We start from the raw sequence: 18,474 nt of genomic DNA on the forward strand, positions 1-18,474 counted from the left end.
TGTTATTCGCTTCAGGCGAGGCGTATCATGCCTGCGGCAACAGTCTGATGCGTGACTTCATCAATCAGGATAAATGCGCCTGTTGAACGTAAATCATCATAGCCATCGGCAGCCAAAGGCTGTTGTACGTTGATGGTGACACGGGCGATATCATTGAGCTTCAGGTTTTCTGCAGCCCGACGCTCTTGCGTATTGATGTCGAGCAGCGTATCAATCGCACTGACTTTAGCCGCGACTTGTTTGGTCGTGTGCTTGAGCCAATATCTACGGCGAATATCCAGCGCATCTTCGGACAGCCAGCATAAGTCTGCCTGCACAGTTTTTAGCAAACTTGCCGGACGATCAGCGGATGCCAGCATATCGCCACGTGAAATATCCAGATATTCATCGAGCAGAATCGTGACCGACTGACCAACTACTGCAGATTCCAGCGAACCGTCCAATGTCAGGATATCTTTTACGGTTGCTGTCTGACCGCTAGGCTGGACAAGCAGCTTATCGCCTTTGCTGACTTTGCCTGCTTCAATACGACCCATATAACCACGGAAATCATTCGCTTCATGACCATTATGGCGTGCAACTAATTGCACCGGGAAGCGGAATGGCTCGTCATGGCAGTCGTCATAGACGCTCAAGGATTCCAGTAACTCAATCAAGGTTGGCCCCTGATACCAGGACAATTTATCACTAGCGGTAACAACGTTATCACCGGCCAGAGCTGACAGCGGAATCGGGCGAATATCTTTCAATCCCAATTGCGCTGCAAAACTTTGATAGGCACCGATAATGCGGTCGTATACGGACTGATCATAATTGACCAGATCCATCTTATTGACAGCCACAATCACATGCTCAATCTGCAGCAAATGGGCAATTGTAGAGTGGCGTTTAGTTTGTACCAGCAAATCGACACTACCATCATCACCCAGCTTGACCTTAGACACGTCGATCAGAATGATCACAGCGTCGGCGGTTGATGCGCCAGTCACCATGTTGCGCGTATATTGCTCATGCCCTGGTGTGTCGGCGATGATGAATTTGCGTTTCGGTGTCGCGAAATAGCGATATGCAACGTCAATCGTAATACCTTGTTCTCGCTCGGCTTCCAGACCATCGGTGAGCAGGGATAAGTCGATGGTGTCGCCTACGGTGCGCTTATGTTTTGCGCGTGACATGGCATCAAGCTGGTCGGCGAAAATACCCTTGCTGTCGAACAGCAGACGGCCAATTAATGTGCTCTTACCGTCATCAACGGAGCCGGCAGTAATAAAGCGTAGCAGGCCGCGTTCTCTTGTCGCATCTTGGATCACAGGTGCGGCCGAAGTTACTGTACTCATTAGAAATATCCTTCTTTTTTACGTTTTTCCATTGAGGATTCTGAGGTCTGATCATCCATGCGGGTCGCGCCGCGTTCGGTAATCTGCGTAATTGCTGTTTCCGCGATAATGGCTTCTACAGTTGCGGCATCGGACGATACCGGGCAGGTGCATGAGATATCGCCGACAGTCCGGAAACGTACGACCTGAGTCTCTACCGTTTCACCATCACGTGCCGGTGTCAGGTCCGTCAACGGGACTAACAAACCGTTGCGCGGAATCACCTGGCGTTCATGCGCAAAGTAGATCGGTGGTAATTCTAATTTTTCACGGGCGATGTATTGCCAGACGTCGAGCTCAGTCCAGTTTGAGATCGGGAAGACACGCATGTTTTCACCAGGATGAACACGGGTGTTATACAGGTCCCAGAGTTCCGGGCGCTGCGCTTTAGGATTCCATTGACCGAATTCATCGCGGAAAGAAAAGATACGCTCTTTAGCGCGGGCTTTTTCTTCATCACGGCGAGCACCGCCCATACAGGCGTCGAATTTATGTTCGGCGATTGTCTCCAGCAGCGTTACGGCTTGTGCCGCATTGCGTGAGTCAGTGGCCGGATTGCGCATACGCACTGTGCCGCGCTTGATGGAATCTTCGACGGAGCCGACGATCAGCCGCTCACCTAGTTCCGCCACTTTTTTATCGCGAAATGTGATGACCTCTTCAAAATTATGTCCGGTATCGATGTGCACCAGCGGGAACGGGAACTTGCCCGGACGGAAGGCTTTTTCGGCGATACGCAACATGACAACGGAATCTTTGCCACCTGAAAAGAGCAGGGCAGGATTACTGCACTCTGCTGCCACTTCACGCATGATATGGATCGCTTCCGATTCCAGCCAGTCCAGATGGCGATTGCTCGCAGCATCAATAAAATGGTTTTCCGCAACTGTATTCATCATTAATTTTCGCTTAACTTACTTGTTTGATTCGGATCAGCTTGCCATCGACGACATGTAATCCGCATTCTTTGGAGTCAGGATTTTCCCACCACCAGCGACCAGCACGCACATCTTCGCCAGCTTGTATCGCACGGGTGCAGGGCTCGCATCCAATAGACGGGTAGCCTTTGTCATGCAAAGGATTGTAAGGCACATTGTTGCTGCGAATATAGTGCCAGACATCTTCTTCTGACCAGTCCGCCAGCGGATTGAATTTTTGCATGCCATGTGCTGTGTCATCTTCCTGTACCGCTAATTCGGTGCGGGTGGCAGCCTGCGCGCGGCGCTGACCGGTGACCCATGCCTGATTGCCCGCCAGAGCACGATTGAGCGGTTCGACTTTACGAATACGGCAGCATTCTTTACGCATTTCGACGCTGTCATAGAACGCATTCAAGCCATGTTGCTGAACATAGGCGTCTACTGCACTGGCCTCGGGTTTAAATAAGACGATGTCGCTGCCATAGGTCTCTTTCACTTTGTCGAGCATCCCTAGAGTCTCTGCATGCAGACGACCTGTTTCTAAGGAGAAGATGCCGATAGCCAGTTGGTGACGCAAAATCAGATCGGTCAGTACCATGTCTTCAGCAGCCAGACTCGAAGCAAATACCGCAGGCGCGAAGTCCGCTGCAATACGTGCCAAGATCGCCCGGGTATCTGCCAGGCGTGAGTCAAAATCGCTCATTGCGCGGCTCCACTACGTTCGGCGCGGCGAAACAGAGGATTTTTTTCATCCCATGAGGTCTGATATTTTTCTGAAAAATCAGTCAGACCTTTGATCGCATCGCGGATATTTTTATCTGGACGTGTCGCAAAAGAATTAAATCCAACACGCTGCATATAAAACAGCTGATCGCGCAAGACATCGCCAATGGCACGTAATTCGCCGGCGAAGCCAAAACGGGTGCGCAAGTTGTAAGCGATCGAATAGCCACGGCCGTCGGCAAATTTGGGAAAGTCCACCGCCAGCAAACTAAAATGAGCGATATCGTCCTTTAATTCCTTGGCTTGTTCATCGCTGCTAAACCAGACCCCAATATCCGTGCGGCTTACCAGACTATTTCGCTGTAACAGCCAGACTTTAAGCGGGACAATGACCTTGCCTTGTGGCACAACAACGGCATCCGGCGTCTCATCTTCGGCCAGGCTCAAGACGGTCCAGTCATCCTGAACGATCGCTTTATCTTTGATAATTTCTCTCATGATTTTCTTTCTGCGCTTTCGTCTAAGTGCCGGATTTAATATGTGACAGCAGAGCCGGCATCTTCGCCATGATGCTCTGTTGTTTTGATCGGACTGGCATAGACGTATTCCTTGAACGGCGCAATTCCCAGCCGCTGAGCTGTATCGATAAAGCGTTCGTTCTCCAGGCGGTCTCTGACATACACTTCAATGATGCGGGCAATGACTTCCGGCATTTGGCCAGCTGCGAACGACGGGCCGATAATTTTGCCGATAGCCGCATGATTGCCCTGAGCGCCACCGATAGAAACCTGATACCACTCGCTGCCATCTTTATCCACGCCTAAAATACCGATATTGCCGACGTGATGATGGCCGCAGGCATTGATACAACCGGACATGTTTAATTCGATGTCGCCAATGTCATGCAGGTAGTCGAGGTCATTAAAACGATCGGTAATATCCAGTGCGATAGGAATCGATTTAGCATTCGCCAGCGCGCAGAAATCACCGCCCGGGCAGCAGATCATATCGGTCAGTAAGCCGATGTTCGGCGTTGCCAGACCATGTGCTTTGGCTTCTTGCCATACCTTGAACAAATCGGACTGCTTGACATCAGACAACACCAGATTTTGTTCATGCGTAACACGCAACTCACCGAAGCTGAACTGATCCGCCAGATCGGCCACAAAATCCATTTGTTCTGCGCTCGCATCACCCGGAGGCACACCGGGCTTTTTCAGGGATAAAACAACTGCAGAGTAACCGGCAACTTTGTGCGGTTTCACATTGCGTTTGACCCAGTTGGCGAAGGCTTTATTGTCTGCCAGATGCTGTTCATATGTCGCATCGCTGGCGGCTAAGGTCTCGTAGTCCGGTGTCGTGAAATAACTGGCGACGCGTTTTAATTCGGCTTCCGTTAATGTGGCAGGACCATCTTTGATGTCTTGCCATTCCTCTTCCACCTGACGAGCGAACTCTTCAGCGCCGATTGCTTTCACCAGAATTTTGATACGTGCTTTGTAGATATTGTCGCGGCGACCGTACTGGTTATAAATACGCAGGATCGCCTCCAGGTACGTCATCACATGCTGCCATGGCAAGAACTCACGTATGACACTGCCAAGAATAGGTGTACGCCCCATGCCGCCACCGACCATGACTTTAAAGCCGACGTCGCCAGCCTCGTTATAGACGACGGTCAGACCAATGTCATGCACCGCAATCGCGGCGCGATCTTCTTTCGATCCATTGATGGCGATTTTAAATTTACGCGGTAAGTAAGCGAACTCAGGATGGAAAGTCGTCCACTGACGCAAAATTTCAGCATAGGCACGCGGATCAATGATTTCATCCGCAGCCACACCGGCAAATTCATCCGACGTGATATTGCGCATGCAGTTACCGGAGGTCTGGATGGCATGCATTTCTACCGAGGCTAATTCTTCCAGGATATCCGGTGTGTCTTCGAGATTGATCCAGTTGTACTGAATATTCTGACGCGTCGTGAAGTGACCATAGCCACGATCATATTTGCGCGCAATATGCGCAAATTTACGTACTTGCGCCGACGACAGCATGCCGTAAGGAACCGCCACACGCAGCATATACGCGTGACGCTGCATGTATAAGCCGTTTTGCAAGCGCAGGATACGGAACTCATCTTCAGACAGCTCATTTGAAATCCGGCGACTTACCTGATCACGGAATTGGGCAATCCGCTCTTTGATGATTTGATGATCGTGTTGATCGTAGCGATACATAATCTAATCCTAAAATTCGCTTGAAGGGTGACGAAATAATGACAAACAATCGTTGCAAATAATTGCACACGGCAGCTTACAAAACCAGCTTGGCAGCAACCAGCGTCAGTGTCGTTGCAAGCAATCCGCGTAAAAATTTTTCTGGTACAGCGCGTGCAGCCATGGATCCTATTGTGATACCTGGCAAAGAACCGAGCAATAATGTCCCGAGTAATTCCCAATTAATCGATCCCAGCCACCAGTGACCTACCGCAGCGATCGCCGTCAACGGTACCGCATAGGCAATGTCTGTCCCGGCGATATGTGCTGCTGACATACGCGGATACAGCATCACCAGCAGAGTCGCGCCAATCGCGCCTGCACCGATCGACGAAATTGTGACCAGCGTACCGAGCAAAGCACCGGAAACGATCGTCGCTACGGCCAGGGACGTGCCATGCAATTGTTTTTCCGGATGACGATTGAGCCAGGCTAACATTTTAGCCTTGAACAGCAATGCGATGACAGTCAGCAAGACAGATCCGGCAATGGAATAGCGTATTACCTGACCGATTTCTTTATTCAGCGTGCCAAAATACTTCAGACTCAGCGTGGCGATCAACGCCGCAGGCAATGCCCCGTAGCACAGTAAACGTACAACATGCCAATCTACCGTACCGCGCAAGCGATGCGTGAAAGTGCCGGTGGCCTTGGTAATCGACGCAAAAGCCAGATCAGTGCCGACGGCGACACTAGGCGACACGCCGAACAATAAGGTCAGCAAAGGCGTCATCAATGATCCGCCGCCTACGCCAGTCAAGCCGACCAGCGTACCCACCGCAAATCCAGAAATCACATAGGTTAAAGTCATACCACCTCACATTAAGAGGAGGAATCGTAATAGCTAAGGGCTTTATTCCAAACTACTTAGTATTTATTTGCTTATATGTGGTTTTGATATAAGTAAATTTGTTTCAAGAATACCTATGCCTGCATGAATAAATAGTAAGAATTGCGCAAAAACCAAGACCGCTTACCCCATAGACACAAAGATATTGAGACACTTAGAAAAGGCAGGAGTAAGCGGTTCCAGAAAATGTCGACTAAAGGCTTGTTAAAAAATTCCCTAAATGAATCCGTATGCGAATCCCTAAGCGAATACCTAAGCTGAGTGGGCCTGTTAGCACAAATACCCTTTGTAAGCCGCGTCCAGCCTGCGGATTCAATGTGACTGGCGGTAAGTCACTGATCGTTTTGTGTAAGTCCTGAATGGCCTATGAATAATATTTATGGCAATGATCTTGGCTGTTCGAGTCCTACTGCTCAAGCTAGGCCTCATTTGCCAGTTTGAGCAAATCTGACACTGGCGCCAATATCACCTCAGGCAGACTCTCGGCGATTGCAACACGCATTTGCGCCGCCGCCATTGCGTCTAAAGAGGCACTCGCAAAAGCAGCATCCCTGGCTGCGGCACTAGGCCATTGTGCGTAGCTATACCAGATTCCGTCGTCGCCTTTGTGCAGGCGCGACCCCAGTGAGCCGCGTTGAGTCAGGTACAGCTCAGAAATACGGGTCCAGGCTTCAATAAATCCGGCTTCTGATCCTGGGTGCAGTCGCCAGCGGTATAGCACCATGAATCCCGGACAACGTTCTGTCATTACAGCACCAGGCTGAGGTGTCTTGGTTGTCATTGTCGTGTTCGCGGATAAAAAATTGAGTGGGTTGGTGCGTGCATGGTTCTTGTCTGTGAGTTTATGGTACATGATGCCTTGCCGCGATTGGCAGCGAGAACGGCCTTCAGTAATATCGAACGTATAATGTATTACTGGATTTATCGCTAACTTGCAGGTGTTCATGACGCGGTGTAGTTTCAAGCAGCGGTCAATTTTGCCAAAAACTCTCTGGCACAACAAGTCCACCAGCGCTAGTGATGGTAGCCGTTCTTATGATCAGGACAGATCAAAGGCGCTGTGGGTAATGATAAATGCAATGAAAAACGCAGTAAAAAATTCAATGAAAAAAATCGGCAATCTCTTGATCGTTGTATTTTGTTTGTCTGTTCCGGTTGCTATATCTGCCGCTCCTGCAGATTGGTACAAATGGCGCAGCAAAATCGAGACGACTGAGGTCTGTTCGCAAACCTCACCGGGCGAAGGCTGGGACAAGGCAAGCGGCCCTTACAAGGATGCGCAATGCATCAAATTAAAATCGGGACAGTGAGAGCTGAAACAGAATCCGCAATAATCATGCGGCTCTCCGGCTGAAAGGTGGCTGCGAGCCGCATAAAATATGCGTGTTCTACTATTTATCTACTTACCCATTCACTTATTCACTTATTCATTCAAGAATAAAATTGATCAAACCCAGTTCATCGGGCGAATTTTCAGATAAAAGAATACATAGCCAGATTCATCGCGATATCCAAGGTGAAGTGTGACCAAGAAAATCGTGAAAAATAGTGATCGGTTTTGACATGAGGTTCAATAAAATACCGTCTTCCTGGAGCCTAGCAATAACGCCTGCTTACTTGCTACGCTTCCTGCAACTAAACGGCAGCATCCCGGGCGGGATGGTGGTCTGGTCTATCCCTTTGACTGTCATCTTTTCCGGGACATCGGCGCTGCCACAGACCCATTCCACAGGAACTACAGGCGCATCGGCAACGACCGCTGGCCGCATGGTCAGGACTTTGCCTTTAATGACGCCATTTGCCTGATTGCCAAATGTTACGTTGATCACGCCGTCGGTAACGCTGACGCTGCTGACAAAGTTATTGACCATTTTGTCGGCACTTGGCAATCCCGCTGCCGCATTATCCGCAGGCATTTTTTGTGTGGCGGCCCATATTGCTGCCACTGGTTTTTTTGCGACGTCGGTCAATGGCGTAATCGACTCGATTTGTTTTTGTATGATCCGGTACTGAAATGACGGATAGGCCATCGCTGCCAGTATCCCGATGACCGCGATCACGACCATCATTTCGACTAAGGTAAATCCTGAATGTAGTTTTTTCATATTGGGATCAAGGCGGTTGAGCTGGATTAAATATAGTTTAACTCAGGTTCTCGCTCCTCCTGCATGGCTCAGCAGTGAGAATCTACATTTTTCTGCGTCTGGACAAATTGTCGCCTATCGCGTACCGTCACATGCCTGCTCACAGGGCAATTAACCCGGCTTTCCATCCATTGTGTATCCATACTCCGGAGTCATTACATGCGTCGTTCGCTCAAGTCTAGCTACTCATCTACTTACTTATCTACCTATTTGACAGTCCCTTTTATCGCCGGTGCTTTACTCGGCACTCTGGGATGGATGCCGCATTCGTATGCGGTTGCGGAAGAATCTAAACCTAAAGCGAAACCTGCAATGGCTGACCTAATCAAGGCTTCCAGCGCCGCGGACTGGCGCGCGCTCGATCCTGAAAATACCTTGTATATAGAACTGGAAAAAGGTCGTGTCGTGATGGAGCTGGCACCCGACTTTGCTCCGAATCATGCGAAAAATATCAAAGCTCTGGTTAGGGAGGGATATTTCAACGGGCTGGCGATCGTGCGTTCACAAGAAAATTATGTCGTGCAATGGGCAGACCCCGAAGATGAAAATCCAGCTAAAAAACGTGAAGTCAAAACCGCCCGCAAAAATCTTGAGCCGGAATTTACCGTCAAATACGATAAAAAACTTCCGTTCACGCGTTTGCCCGATGTCGATGGCTATGCGCCTCAGGTTGGACACGCCAATGGTTTTCCTGCTGGACGCGATCCGAAAAACGGCACCGCTTGGCTCGCACATTGCTATGCGGCCGTTGGTGTCGCTCGTGGCAACGAGTCAAATAGCGGCGATGGTACTTCGCTCTATGTCATCACCGGTCAGGCACCGCGTCAGTTAGATCGCAATATCACGGTGGTAGGGCGCGTGATGCAGGGCATGGAGTTACTGACCACGATGCCACGTGGTAAAGGTGCCTTGGGCTTCTATGAAAAACCAGAAGAAATGACGCCAATAAAATCGATTCGTATTGCCGCCGATGTGCCCGAGGCCGAGCGCAGCAAATTAGAAATCATTCGCACCGACACACCGACATTTAAATCTATCGTTGAGGCGCAACGTAACCGTAGCGGTGACTGGTATAAAGTTCCGGCAGGGCACATTGATCTGTGTAATGTGCCGGTGGTGGTGAGACCAAAAGGATAAAGTTATACTATTTGGTATTGTATTTAAAAAATAGAGACACTAAATTACCTAGGTAATTTAGTGTCTCTATTTCATTAGTGGATCAACATTAAAACATGAAGTTTTATCCACTAATGTTTACTGCCCTGGATTGCACAACTCTGCATGAATCGCGTTGACGCCAGCGATCAGCTCATCCGGCAGATGGATGTCAAAAGCGTTGATGTTTTCTTTGAGTTGCGCCAGATTGGTGGCGCCAATAATTGTGCTGGCGACGAACCAGCGTGAGTAGCACCAGGTGAGAGCGAGTTGCGTTGGTGTGAGCCCGTGGGCGCGGGCGAGTTCGGCATAGCGGCGGCTGGCCTCGAAGACAGTCGGGCGCATATAGCGTGGACTCCAGGTTGCCGGAAAGCGTGTCAGTCGACCGGCGGCGTTGGCATCTTCATTGTATTTATTGGTAAGTTGGCCGAAAGCGAGCGGGCTGTAGGCAAGCAGGCCGACATTTTCGCGGAAACAGGTTTCATCCAGACCTTGCTCAAAGCTGCGGTTGACGAGGTTGTAGGCATTTTGGATGGAGACGATGCGGGCAACGGATTGTTGTTCGGCTTGCTTGACGAATTCGCCGACACCCCAGGCGGTTTCGTTGGATACGCCGATCTGGCGGATCTTGCCTGCTTTGACGAGTTCATCGAGTGCGCCTAATGTGTCGGCGATCGCTACTGACGGACGTTCCAGCGCCGGGTCAAAGGATTTTTGTCCGAAGATTGGTGCATTGCGACTTGGCCAGTGCAGTTGATACAGATCGATGTAATCGGTTTGCAGTCGTTGCAGGCTGGTTTCAACGGCGGCCCGGATATTGGCAGGTGAGAGGTCCGTATCTCCATTGCGTATCCAGCCGAAGCCGCGTGACGGGCCTGCTGCTTTGGTGGCCAGAATAATGTCTTTGCGCTTGCCGGATTTTTTGAGCCAGGTGCCGATGTAACGTTCGGTGGAGCCTTGGGTTTCGGCGCGTGGCATGACTGGATACATCTCGGCGGTATCGATAAAATTAATGCCGCGTTCCAAGGCATAATCAAGCTGGCTATGGGCGTCGGCTTCACTATTTTGCTCGCCGAAAGTCATGGTGCCGAGACAGATTTTGGATACGTGTAAATTGCTGGTGCCGAGTTGTGTCGTTTGCATAAATAAGAGAGCCGTGGTGGTAGGAATGAAGGTTATCCGGCTCCGCATACATGGGGAGGCCGGTACAGAAAACCCATTTACTTTAGCGCGAATTGCGCAAAGCTGCAGCGCACTCCCTGACCAGTGCCGGGCCGCGATAAATCAGGCCGGAATATACCTGTACCAAGGCGGCACCTGCGCGCATTTTGGCTTGCGCGTCTTCCCCGGAAAAAATGCCGCCGACACCGATAATCGGCAAGGCGTCGCCGAGTTCGGATTTGAGTGCGCGTATCACTTGATTAGATAATTCGAACACCGGTTCACCGGAGAGGCCGCCAGCTTCTTCGCCGTGCTCAAGACCTTTGACCGCATCGCGGGTGATGGTGGTGTTGGTGGCGATGACGCCGTCGATCTTGTGACGTAACAGGGCTTCGGCGATGTTCTTGATTTGTTCGCTATCCATGTCAGGAGCGATTTTTAATGCCAGAGGCACATAACGTTTGTGCTGATCTGCGAGTCGTTGTTGCGCGTCTTTGAGTTGTGATAGCAGGGCATCGACTTCGCTGGCACCTTGCAGTTGGCGCAGATTTTTGGTGTTCGGTGATGAGATGTTGACCGTCACATAGCTGGCGTAGGGGTAGACTTTTGCTAGGCAGAGCAGATAGTCGTCAGCAGCGCGTTCGATCGGTGTATCGGCATTTTTGCCGATATTCAGCCCCAAGATGCCTTGCTTGTCCTGATAAAACCGCGATGCCTGCACATTGTTGACGAAGGCATCAACGCCGCCATTATTAAATCCCATGCGATTGATGATGGCGTTGGCCTTGGGCAGGCGGAACATGCGCGGCTTGGGATTGCCGGCCTGTGCACGGGGTGTCACGGTACCGATTTCAATCGAGCCAAAGCCCAGGCTCGCCAAACCATCGATATACGCACCGTCTTTGTCGAGGCCTGCTGCCAGACCTACGGGATTGGGGAAGGTGATGCCCATGACTGTGCGCGGATCGCTGACGGGTTTGGCGATGAGTTTGGTCAGGCCTAGCGATGCCGAGCGTCGCAGGGCAGGTAGAGTGAAGTTGTGCGCCTCTTCTGCGTCCATCGAAAAGAGTAGGGGCCGCGCTAAGGCATAGAATAATTTATCAGGCATGATTTTATTAATTGGGGGAGTATAGGTAAAAATAGGCTTGATTCCGCAATTTATATATGGTGGTTAAAAATATACATCACCCAGTATATGTTGCGGTGACAGGTATTCGTGGTTCCGGGCAGATTGCATGCGAATTGGGATGCATCGCTCTGCATTGTTATGACATGATTAAAGTGCTTGCCAGTGTCCTTGTAGTAATCCATCCAGTGGCTTGAAGTTGGTTTTGTACGCCATCTTTGGACTGGCGGCGATCCAGTAGCCCAGATACAAATAGGGTAAGTTCAGCTCGCGACACTGCTTGATCTGCCAGAGCACGTTAAAGGTGCCGTACGAGGCGGCATGATCGTCCGGATCATAAAAAGTATAAACCGACGATAGGCCATCACTCAGGATGTCAATAATACTCACCATGCGCAGAATATCCTGCTCGTCACGGAACTCGACCAGACGTGTATTTACCCGACTTTGCAATAAAAATTGCGCATATTGATCACGGCTGTCGTGATCCATGCCGCCACCTGCATGGCGTTGATTTTGATAGCGGTGATACAACTCATAATGTTCGTGTGAGTAGGTGAGTGATGCAACACGGGCTACCAGGTTGCTGTGCTTGCTTTGGGCGCGGCGCTGACTGCGATTGGCAGTAAATTCACGGATACGCACACGTACTGGCGTACAGGCCTGACAGGTATCGCAATGAGGGCGGTAAATAAAAATCCCGCTGCGGCGAAAGCCGTTTTTGATTAATTCGGAATAGGTATCGGCATTGATCAAATGCGCGGGAGTCGCAACTTGAGAGCGTGCTTGTAGTCCATCCAGATAGCTGCATGGATAGGGTGCGGTTGCATAAAACTGTATGCTGGAAAATGGTAATTCGTTGAGTTGAGTCACTACTTATTCACCCAGGTAATCGGCGTCCAGTTCAAAATAGGCGGCAGGCTAATCGCATGTTGCAGGTGAGCGATGAAATCGCTGCGGCTGATCGGCCTGGCGCCCAGAGACGCCAGATGCGCGGTCTGCTGCTGGCAGTCTATCATTTCCACATCGTTTTCACGTAAGAAAAATACTAGATGGGCGAGGGCGATCTTTGACGCATCGCTGACTTTTGCAAACATCGATTCGCCGTAAAACATGCGACCTATGCAAACGCCATAAGCACCACCGACCAGCTCGCCATCAAGCCAGACTTCGGACGAGTGAGCGTAGCCCGCGGCATGCAGGGCGCAGTAGCCAGCCACAATCTCTTCTGATATCCAGGTGCCGGCGCCATCGCGGCGTGGTGCAGCACAGGCGCGCATGACTTGCTCGAATGCGCTGTCAAAGCGGTATTCCCAGCGAGGGTCTTTGCCGGTTTTTTTGAGCGTCTTTTTTAGACTGTCGGATAACTTGAAATCGGCGGTTCTTAATACCATGCGCGGATCGGTAGACCACCATAAAACAGGCTGCCCCTCTGAAAACCAGGGAAAGATGCCGTGTTGATAGGCGTCGAGCAAGCGCTCAGCAGACAAATCGGCACCTGCCGCCAGCAATCCTGCTGCACCGTCTTTTTCCAGTAAAGCCGTTTCAACGTCGGGAAACGGCGTGTCCACCTCCAGCCAGGGGATCATGTATCAGCTTGCCGGGTTATGGTTCGCTGGGACGTTTCGCGATTTTCGATGATTTTCAATAAGAGTAACAACCCTACGCCGATCGTCATTGCGCCAGCGGCCAGATATAAGCCCGATGCATAGCCGCCTTGATATGCGGCGAACCAGGCGGTGATCGTAGGTGCGATGATCTGAGCTACGCCATATGAAATCGTCATTTTGCCCATCATTTTCGCCGGGCGCGTCGGATAGTAGCGACCCGCCATACTCAGTACCAGACTAACCATGCCGATAAAAGTACCACCAAACAGCAGTGCACCAGCGATCGCCGCAGTGAGGCCGCCAACCGCAACGGGTAATAAAATTCCGGCGATTTGCAGAACCGCGGCAAGCAATAATGCATCCAGGTCACCCACTTTGCGCGCGACCAGATCCCAGATGATGCAGGCGGGAGCTGCCGCAATGCCGATGGCAAAAAATACCAAGGTTCCTTTTCCTGCTAAGCCAGGCAGGCGATCAACGATGGCAACAATAAAGGTTGCGCTGACGACATAGCCCACGCCTGCGCAAAAATAAGCTGCCATGAATATTTTTAAGAATAAAGCGCTAGGTGGATTGTCTTCCATCGTTTTGCCACTGGTCGTTAGCGCACTGCTATCCGGTGCTGGCAGCCAGCGTAGTGCGGGTATCAGCAGAACACATCCGATCGCAGAAAACACAAACCATTGCTCGCGCCAGTCGAGTGAGTGGCTCATGAAGGCGACTGCGGCAGCACAACCTGCAATGCCTAATCCTAGGCCGGAAAAATGAATGCCTAATTCACTGCGGTGATTGTGCCGGATGAGCCAGTTTAATATCAGTCCAGTACCCAGTAACATAGCGGCAGCGCTGCACAATCCGGCGATATAGCGGGAAATAATCCATACAATGAGATTGCTGCTTACCCCCATCATGATCGTGCTGAGTACCGCCAGTATCAGGCCGGTCCGGTAGAGTTTGTCCTTGAGGTGTAAGTCATTGATCTGTGAGGCGATCAATGCGCCGCTAAGATAGCCTGCGTAATTGAATGTCGCCAGCCAGCCAGCGGCAGAAATGCCGAGCCCTGCTTGTTGCTGCATAACTGGTAACAGCGGCGTGTAGGCAAAGCGGGCGATGCCAACAGCAAGAATCAAGCTGAAGATACCTGCACTTAATACTTTAATGCGTTCAGCTTGTGGGTTCATCTGAGTCTCTTTTTTGCTGATGACGGGAAGGCGGTGAATACTTAATTAGCTGCGCATCGGTTTGAAGATGTCGTGCTCGTGCAAGCGATATTCACCGCCTTGTTTCACCAGCGCCAGATCCTTGAAGAAAAACTTCAGGGTATGACTGACGGTCGGGAAGGCGATGTCATCCCAGGGGATATTTTTTTCCGTAAATAACTGCACATCTAGGCTCTCGGTGCCGGCTTGGTAGTTGGTATCGAGCAAAGTCGCCCGGTAGAATAAATGAACCTGATGTACATGCGGCACATTCAGAATCGAGAACAATTCATGGAGTGCGATATTGGCGCCAGCTTCTTCAACGGTTTCTCTTTGCGCTGCCTGGCTGGTGGTTTCATTGTTTTCCATGAATCCTGCCGGCAAGGTCCAATAGCCATAGCGCGGTTCGATCGCACGCTTGCACAGGAGTATCTGTATCTCGCCGTCTTTTTCCCATACTGGAATAGAGCCGACGACCATTTTGGGATTCTGATAATGAATGGTGCCGCAACTGGGGCAGACATGACGCTCACGAGTGTCGTCAGCGGGGATTTCGATCACAACAGGCGATGCACATTCGGAGCAAAATTTCATAGAACAAACAATGGAATTGGATGAAGGGATTAATATAAGTGAAGTCCGCGACCGGATGAGTGATGCGTAACTCAAGCCTAAGTGTATCACTCCAGATCAGGATGTCATTTTTGTCGACTCCAAGGCAAATTCAGGCGTGCTATAAGTGCACATAAAACGCCGGAAACTTGCGGGTAACATTGGCGATGCACGGACAAAACTGAGAAAGTCATTGCGCAAAGCAGCAAAGTCGGATATAGTCTTGTTTCTCAGACGCGGGGTGGAGCAGTCTGGCAGCTCGTCGGGCTCATAACCCGAAGGTCGTAGGTTCAAATCCTGCCCCCGCAACCAGAATTACAATAAAAAAGCCACGTATTAACGTGGCTTTTTTATTAGCCGGATGATTATTCTTTGATTTGAGTCGAAATTCTGGACTACAATCCAGTGTCGAAGTTGCTTAATAAGTTTCATCATGGTTCGGATTGGTTCGGATTGGTTTGCTGGTGCGCTAGTGCACAATGATCTTGATCCGGTGATGAAATGCACACAGCGAAATGAACGCATAACCAATGATCCTTTTGGTTAATGTCAAACAGTAATTGTTCGCCTAGATGGCATCCGTCACCTTAAATAGAGTGACATAAATTACAGAACAGGTTTTGGCTGAAGAGCTTCTTTCAGTGCCGTTCTATGCTTCATCAGATCAACTAATCAATGTGCTAAAGAGTTTGCATGAATACTGCTGAGGCCAAGCGAGTTCTCGAAACCGCCTTGCTATGCGCGCATGAGCCGCTTACCGTCAATACGATGAAAAAACTGTTTCAGGACAGTGACGATTCCAGTGAAGTAGTTGGTGCTGATACGATTAAATCGATGCTGGAAGATTTGCGTATTGACTGGTCGGGTAAGGGGATTGAGCTGGTGGGCTTGTCTACTGGCTGGCGTTTTCAGAGTCGTCCGGAGATGCGTGCTTATATAGATCGCTTAAATCCTGAAAAGCCGCCCAGATATTCAAGAGCAACGCTGGAGACGCTGGCGATTATCGCTTATCGTCAGCCTGTGACGCGCGGTGATATCGAGGAGATTCGCGGTGTTACTGTGGCCTCCCAGATGATCAAAACATTAGAAGATCGTGGCTGGATAGAAACGATCGGGCATAGAGATGTGCCTGGCCGCCCATCATTGTTTGCGACGACGAAACAGTTTTTGGATGATTTGGGATTGTCCTCTCTGGATCAGTTGCCTCCTCTGCAGCAGGTGACTAAAGATAATGTTGCTGAAGAGGGTGCTCAGGAATTGGATGCACTTGGAGCGAACATGTTTGCTGAGCAGGAAATATTGCCGCTTCAGGATGAACTTGCAGAAATAGTGCCGGAGGAAGTGGCAAGCCTGATCGTGTCTTCCTCGACAGGGGTTGAGGTGGAAAGTGAAATGCTAGGTACTACCAATAATGATACTCAAAACGACACGCAAAAAGCCGACGTGATTGTTGAGGTGGTAAGTCAAGAGTTGGCATCGGAATCCGATGTGAATGCTTCGGCATTAAGTCAGTCAAATTTAGAACAGAATAATGAACACAAATAATCCAGACGATATTAAGTCCAGCGTTGCCGGAGAAGCCTCGGGTAGTGATGATTCTTCGCCAAAGACCGCTAAACGTGGCGTCAGAGGCCCGCGTAATTTGCGTCGCTCGCGACCGAAGTCGGATGTGGTTGAGGCGGATGCTTTGACTCCGGCGGTAGCTGCAATCGACGTGGCTGCACCTGAGCGTAAAGGCGCATCTGAAGGCGTGGTTCGTAAGCCGCGTCCGCCGCGGGCGCAGGGTGAGCGAACCGAGCGCGGTGAGTCGCCGCGTCGCGAGGGAGCAAGAGTGCAGGGGTCACGTGGGCCAAGAGATGAGCAGGCTGGGAATCGCTCTTCGCATGCGGGTAAAGGGCGACATCCAAGTCAGGCGCGCGGAGCGCGACAGGGTATGAAGCCAGTTGCCAATAATGCGGATGATGTATTTTCATTTGTTACATCTGAGGCATTTGATGCGGATGCTGATGCAGCGAATAAGGCCAAAGGGCGCAATGCTAAACCTGTGCGTCGGGATTTGACGGCCGAAGACGATGCGCCTAAATTGCATAAGGTGCTGGCTGAAGCTGGTCTAGGTTCTCGTCGTGATATGGAGGACTTGATTGTTGCCGGACGCGTTTCTGTCAATGGCGAGCCGGCACACATCGGTCAGCGTATTTTGCCTACGGATACGGTGCGTATCAACGGCAAGCCAATCCAAAGAAAAATCAGTAAAAAACCGCCGCGCGTGCTGATCTACCACAAGCCAGCCGGAGAAATTGTCAGCACTAGTGATCCTGAAGGTCGCCAGTCTGTGTTTGCGAGTTTGCCGCAAATGAAGGTCGGTAAATGGTTGGCGGTCGGGCGTCTTGATTACAACACCGAGGGTTTGTTGTTGTTCACGACATCCGGTGATCTGGCAAATCGTCTGATGCATCCGCGGTATGGCATTGAACGTGAATACGCGGTGCGTACACTGGGTGATCTAGAAGAGGGAATGCGCCAGAAATTATTGGCAGGCGTTGAGCTTGAAGATGGTCTGGCACAATTTTCCAAAATTATGGATGGCGGTGGCGAAGGCGTTAATAAATGGTATCGCGTCGTTATCGGTGAGGGTCGTAATCGCGAAGTGCGTCGTATGTTCGAGGCAGTTGGTTTGACGGTATCTCGTCTGATTCGTACTCGTTATGGTGCAATGACACTGCCCTCTGGTCTAAAGCGTGGTCGCTGGGATGAGCTGGAAGAGGATGCTGTACGCAGTTTGCTGAAGCTCAGCGGGTTGGAGAAAGTCGGCGGCGATAAGCCTGTCGGCAAAGATCCTGCTGCCCGCCCTAATGGCAATAGAGCTCCCGGTCGTCCGGTGAATCCGTTTGATAAGCCAGCTAGTCGCTTTAACGCGCCGCGCGCAGAGTTTGGTGCGCCTCGTGGTGCGAATGGCGATGCCCAGGGGAAAAAACGTCCTCGTCAGCCAGATCCTTTGCAAACTGCATTGGGATTTCCTGATGCGGGACGTCCGCGGCGTACTGGCGGTGCGGGCAATGGCGGTACTGCGCGTGGTAGTGGCCAGGCTATTGGTCAAGGTATTGCGGCGCGTCGCCGCTCTAAGGGCGGTTAATGTGTTGCTTGCCCAGTATTTACTCTGTTTTTCCATTGCGATAGAGTAAATAATCGTTTATAATCTTGGAGTTAGAAGATTTGCCTCCATCACTTGTAATCGATGCTGGCGTTGTAAAAAAGATGGGCTTTGCCCATTTTTTTTTGGCGAAGCGTTTTAATGCTTCGGCGAAACAATGCTGTGATG

Annotated in this window: 18 protein-coding genes and 1 tRNA gene; 5 read left to right on the forward strand and 14 right to left on the reverse strand. The window is 50.7% G+C overall.

Annotation, left to right across the window (positions count from 1 at the left end; genetic code table 11):
• Positions 1 to 11: 11 nt before the first annotated feature.
• From ACO0K3_RS00185 to ACO0K3_RS00215, 7 genes are all read right to left on the reverse strand, one after another.
• Entirely contained in the window at positions 12 to 1,337 is a 1,326-nt protein-coding gene (locus ACO0K3_RS00185) for a sulfate adenylyltransferase subunit 1 (RefSeq protein WP_422980813.1), read from the reverse strand.
• The gene (cysD, locus tag ACO0K3_RS00190; RefSeq protein WP_422982083.1) at positions 1,337 to 2,272 is read right to left on the reverse strand and encodes a sulfate adenylyltransferase subunit CysD; all 936 of its coding nucleotides are present in this window, start codon (positions 2,270 to 2,272) and stop codon (positions 1,337 to 1,339) included. Before cysD ends, ACO0K3_RS00185 begins: the two co-directional genes overlap by 1 nt.
• A gap of 13 nt (positions 2,273 to 2,285) precedes the next feature.
• The gene (locus tag ACO0K3_RS00195) at positions 2,286 to 2,999 is read right to left on the reverse strand and encodes a phosphoadenylyl-sulfate reductase (protein WP_422980815.1); all 714 of its coding nucleotides are present in this window, start codon (positions 2,997 to 2,999) and stop codon (positions 2,286 to 2,288) included.
• Positions 2,996 to 3,517, reverse strand: coding sequence for a DUF934 domain-containing protein (locus ACO0K3_RS00200; protein WP_422980817.1), 522 nt, complete (start codon positions 3,515 to 3,517; stop codon positions 2,996 to 2,998). The genes ACO0K3_RS00195 and ACO0K3_RS00200 overlap by 4 nt, the downstream gene beginning before the upstream one ends.
• 35 nt (positions 3,518 to 3,552) lie before the next feature.
• Positions 3,553 to 5,259, reverse strand: coding sequence for a nitrite/sulfite reductase (locus ACO0K3_RS00205; RefSeq protein ID WP_422980819.1), 1,707 nt, complete (start codon positions 5,257 to 5,259; stop codon positions 3,553 to 3,555).
• Between the two features lie 76 nt (positions 5,260 to 5,335).
• Positions 5,336 to 6,109: a sulfite exporter TauE/SafE family protein gene (locus ACO0K3_RS00210; protein WP_422960651.1), complete on the reverse strand. Its 774-nt coding sequence runs from the start codon at positions 6,107 to 6,109 to the stop codon at positions 5,336 to 5,338.
• Between the two features lie 457 nt (positions 6,110 to 6,566).
• Positions 6,567 to 7,001 (reverse strand): antibiotic biosynthesis monooxygenase family protein, encoded by a 435-nt coding sequence (locus tag ACO0K3_RS00215; RefSeq protein WP_422980821.1) that lies wholly within the window; start codon positions 6,999 to 7,001, stop codon positions 6,567 to 6,569.
• A 226-nt stretch (positions 7,002 to 7,227) separates the two neighbouring features.
• Here ACO0K3_RS00215 and ACO0K3_RS00220 point away from each other — a divergent pair, with 226 nt between their 5' ends.
• Positions 7,228 to 7,458 (forward strand): hypothetical protein, encoded by a 231-nt coding sequence (locus tag ACO0K3_RS00220; RefSeq protein WP_422980823.1) that lies wholly within the window; start codon positions 7,228 to 7,230, stop codon positions 7,456 to 7,458.
• 303 nt (positions 7,459 to 7,761) lie between these two features.
• On the opposite strand, the gene ACO0K3_RS00225 is transcribed toward ACO0K3_RS00220, so the two are convergent.
• Positions 7,762 to 8,253 (reverse strand): pilin, encoded by a 492-nt coding sequence (locus ACO0K3_RS00225; protein ID WP_422960654.1) that lies wholly within the window; start codon positions 8,251 to 8,253, stop codon positions 7,762 to 7,764.
• Between the two features lie 198 nt (positions 8,254 to 8,451).
• Between ACO0K3_RS00225 and ACO0K3_RS00230 the strand changes: the two genes are divergently transcribed.
• Positions 8,452 to 9,429: a peptidylprolyl isomerase gene (locus ACO0K3_RS00230; protein ID WP_422980825.1), complete on the forward strand. Its 978-nt coding sequence runs from the start codon at positions 8,452 to 8,454 to the stop codon at positions 9,427 to 9,429.
• 117 nt (positions 9,430 to 9,546) lie between these two features.
• Here ACO0K3_RS00230 and ACO0K3_RS00235 read toward each other — a convergent pair whose 3' ends face one another.
• The 6 genes from ACO0K3_RS00235 to ACO0K3_RS00260 all read right to left on the reverse strand — a co-directional run bounded on the left by ACO0K3_RS00235 (position 9,547) and on the right by ACO0K3_RS00260 (position 15,137).
• Positions 9,547 to 10,590: an aldo/keto reductase gene (locus ACO0K3_RS00235; protein WP_422980827.1), complete on the reverse strand. Its 1,044-nt coding sequence runs from the start codon at positions 10,588 to 10,590 to the stop codon at positions 9,547 to 9,549.
• 82 nt (positions 10,591 to 10,672) lie between these two features.
• Positions 10,673 to 11,716 (reverse strand): quinone-dependent dihydroorotate dehydrogenase, encoded by a 1,044-nt coding sequence (locus tag ACO0K3_RS00240; protein ID WP_422980829.1) that lies wholly within the window; start codon positions 11,714 to 11,716, stop codon positions 10,673 to 10,675.
• 168 nt (positions 11,717 to 11,884) lie between these two features.
• Positions 11,885 to 12,607 (reverse strand): arginyltransferase, encoded by a 723-nt coding sequence (locus ACO0K3_RS00245; protein ID WP_422980831.1) that lies wholly within the window; start codon positions 12,605 to 12,607, stop codon positions 11,885 to 11,887.
• A complete protein-coding gene (gene aat / locus ACO0K3_RS00250) occupies positions 12,607 to 13,323 on the reverse strand; it encodes a leucyl/phenylalanyl-tRNA--protein transferase (protein ID WP_422980833.1) in 717 nt (238 codons plus the stop codon). Before aat ends, ACO0K3_RS00245 begins: the two co-directional genes overlap by 1 nt.
• Positions 13,320 to 14,525 (reverse strand): YbfB/YjiJ family MFS transporter, encoded by a 1,206-nt coding sequence (locus tag ACO0K3_RS00255; protein WP_422980835.1) that lies wholly within the window; start codon positions 14,523 to 14,525, stop codon positions 13,320 to 13,322. The genes aat and ACO0K3_RS00255 overlap by 4 nt, the downstream gene beginning before the upstream one ends.
• Positions 14,526 to 14,570: 45 nt before the next feature.
• Entirely contained in the window at positions 14,571 to 15,137 is a 567-nt protein-coding gene (locus ACO0K3_RS00260) for an NUDIX hydrolase (RefSeq protein ID WP_422980837.1), read from the reverse strand.
• Positions 15,138 to 15,390: 253 nt separating this feature from the next.
• Here ACO0K3_RS00260 and ACO0K3_RS00265 point away from each other — a divergent pair.
• The 3 genes from ACO0K3_RS00265 (at position 15,391) to ACO0K3_RS00275 (ending at position 18,288) form a co-directional block, all read left to right on the forward strand.
• Positions 15,391 to 15,467: transfer RNA gene (locus tag ACO0K3_RS00265), tRNA-Met, on the forward strand.
• A gap of 381 nt (positions 15,468 to 15,848) precedes the next feature.
• Positions 15,849 to 16,700: an SMC-Scp complex subunit ScpB gene (gene scpB / locus ACO0K3_RS00270; RefSeq protein WP_422980839.1), complete on the forward strand. Its 852-nt coding sequence runs from the start codon at positions 15,849 to 15,851 to the stop codon at positions 16,698 to 16,700.
• Positions 16,687 to 18,288 carry a pseudouridine synthase gene (locus tag ACO0K3_RS00275; RefSeq protein ID WP_422980841.1) on the forward strand — a complete coding sequence of 534 codons (1,602 nt, stop codon included), beginning with the start codon at positions 16,687 to 16,689 and terminating at the stop codon, positions 18,286 to 18,288. Before scpB ends, ACO0K3_RS00275 begins: the two co-directional genes overlap by 14 nt.
• Positions 18,289 to 18,474: the final 186 nt, after the last annotated feature.

The organism is Undibacterium sp. Rencai35W (assembly GCF_049340185.1).
In the GTDB taxonomy this organism is placed as follows: Bacteria; Pseudomonadota; Gammaproteobacteria; order Burkholderiales; family Burkholderiaceae_D; genus Undibacterium.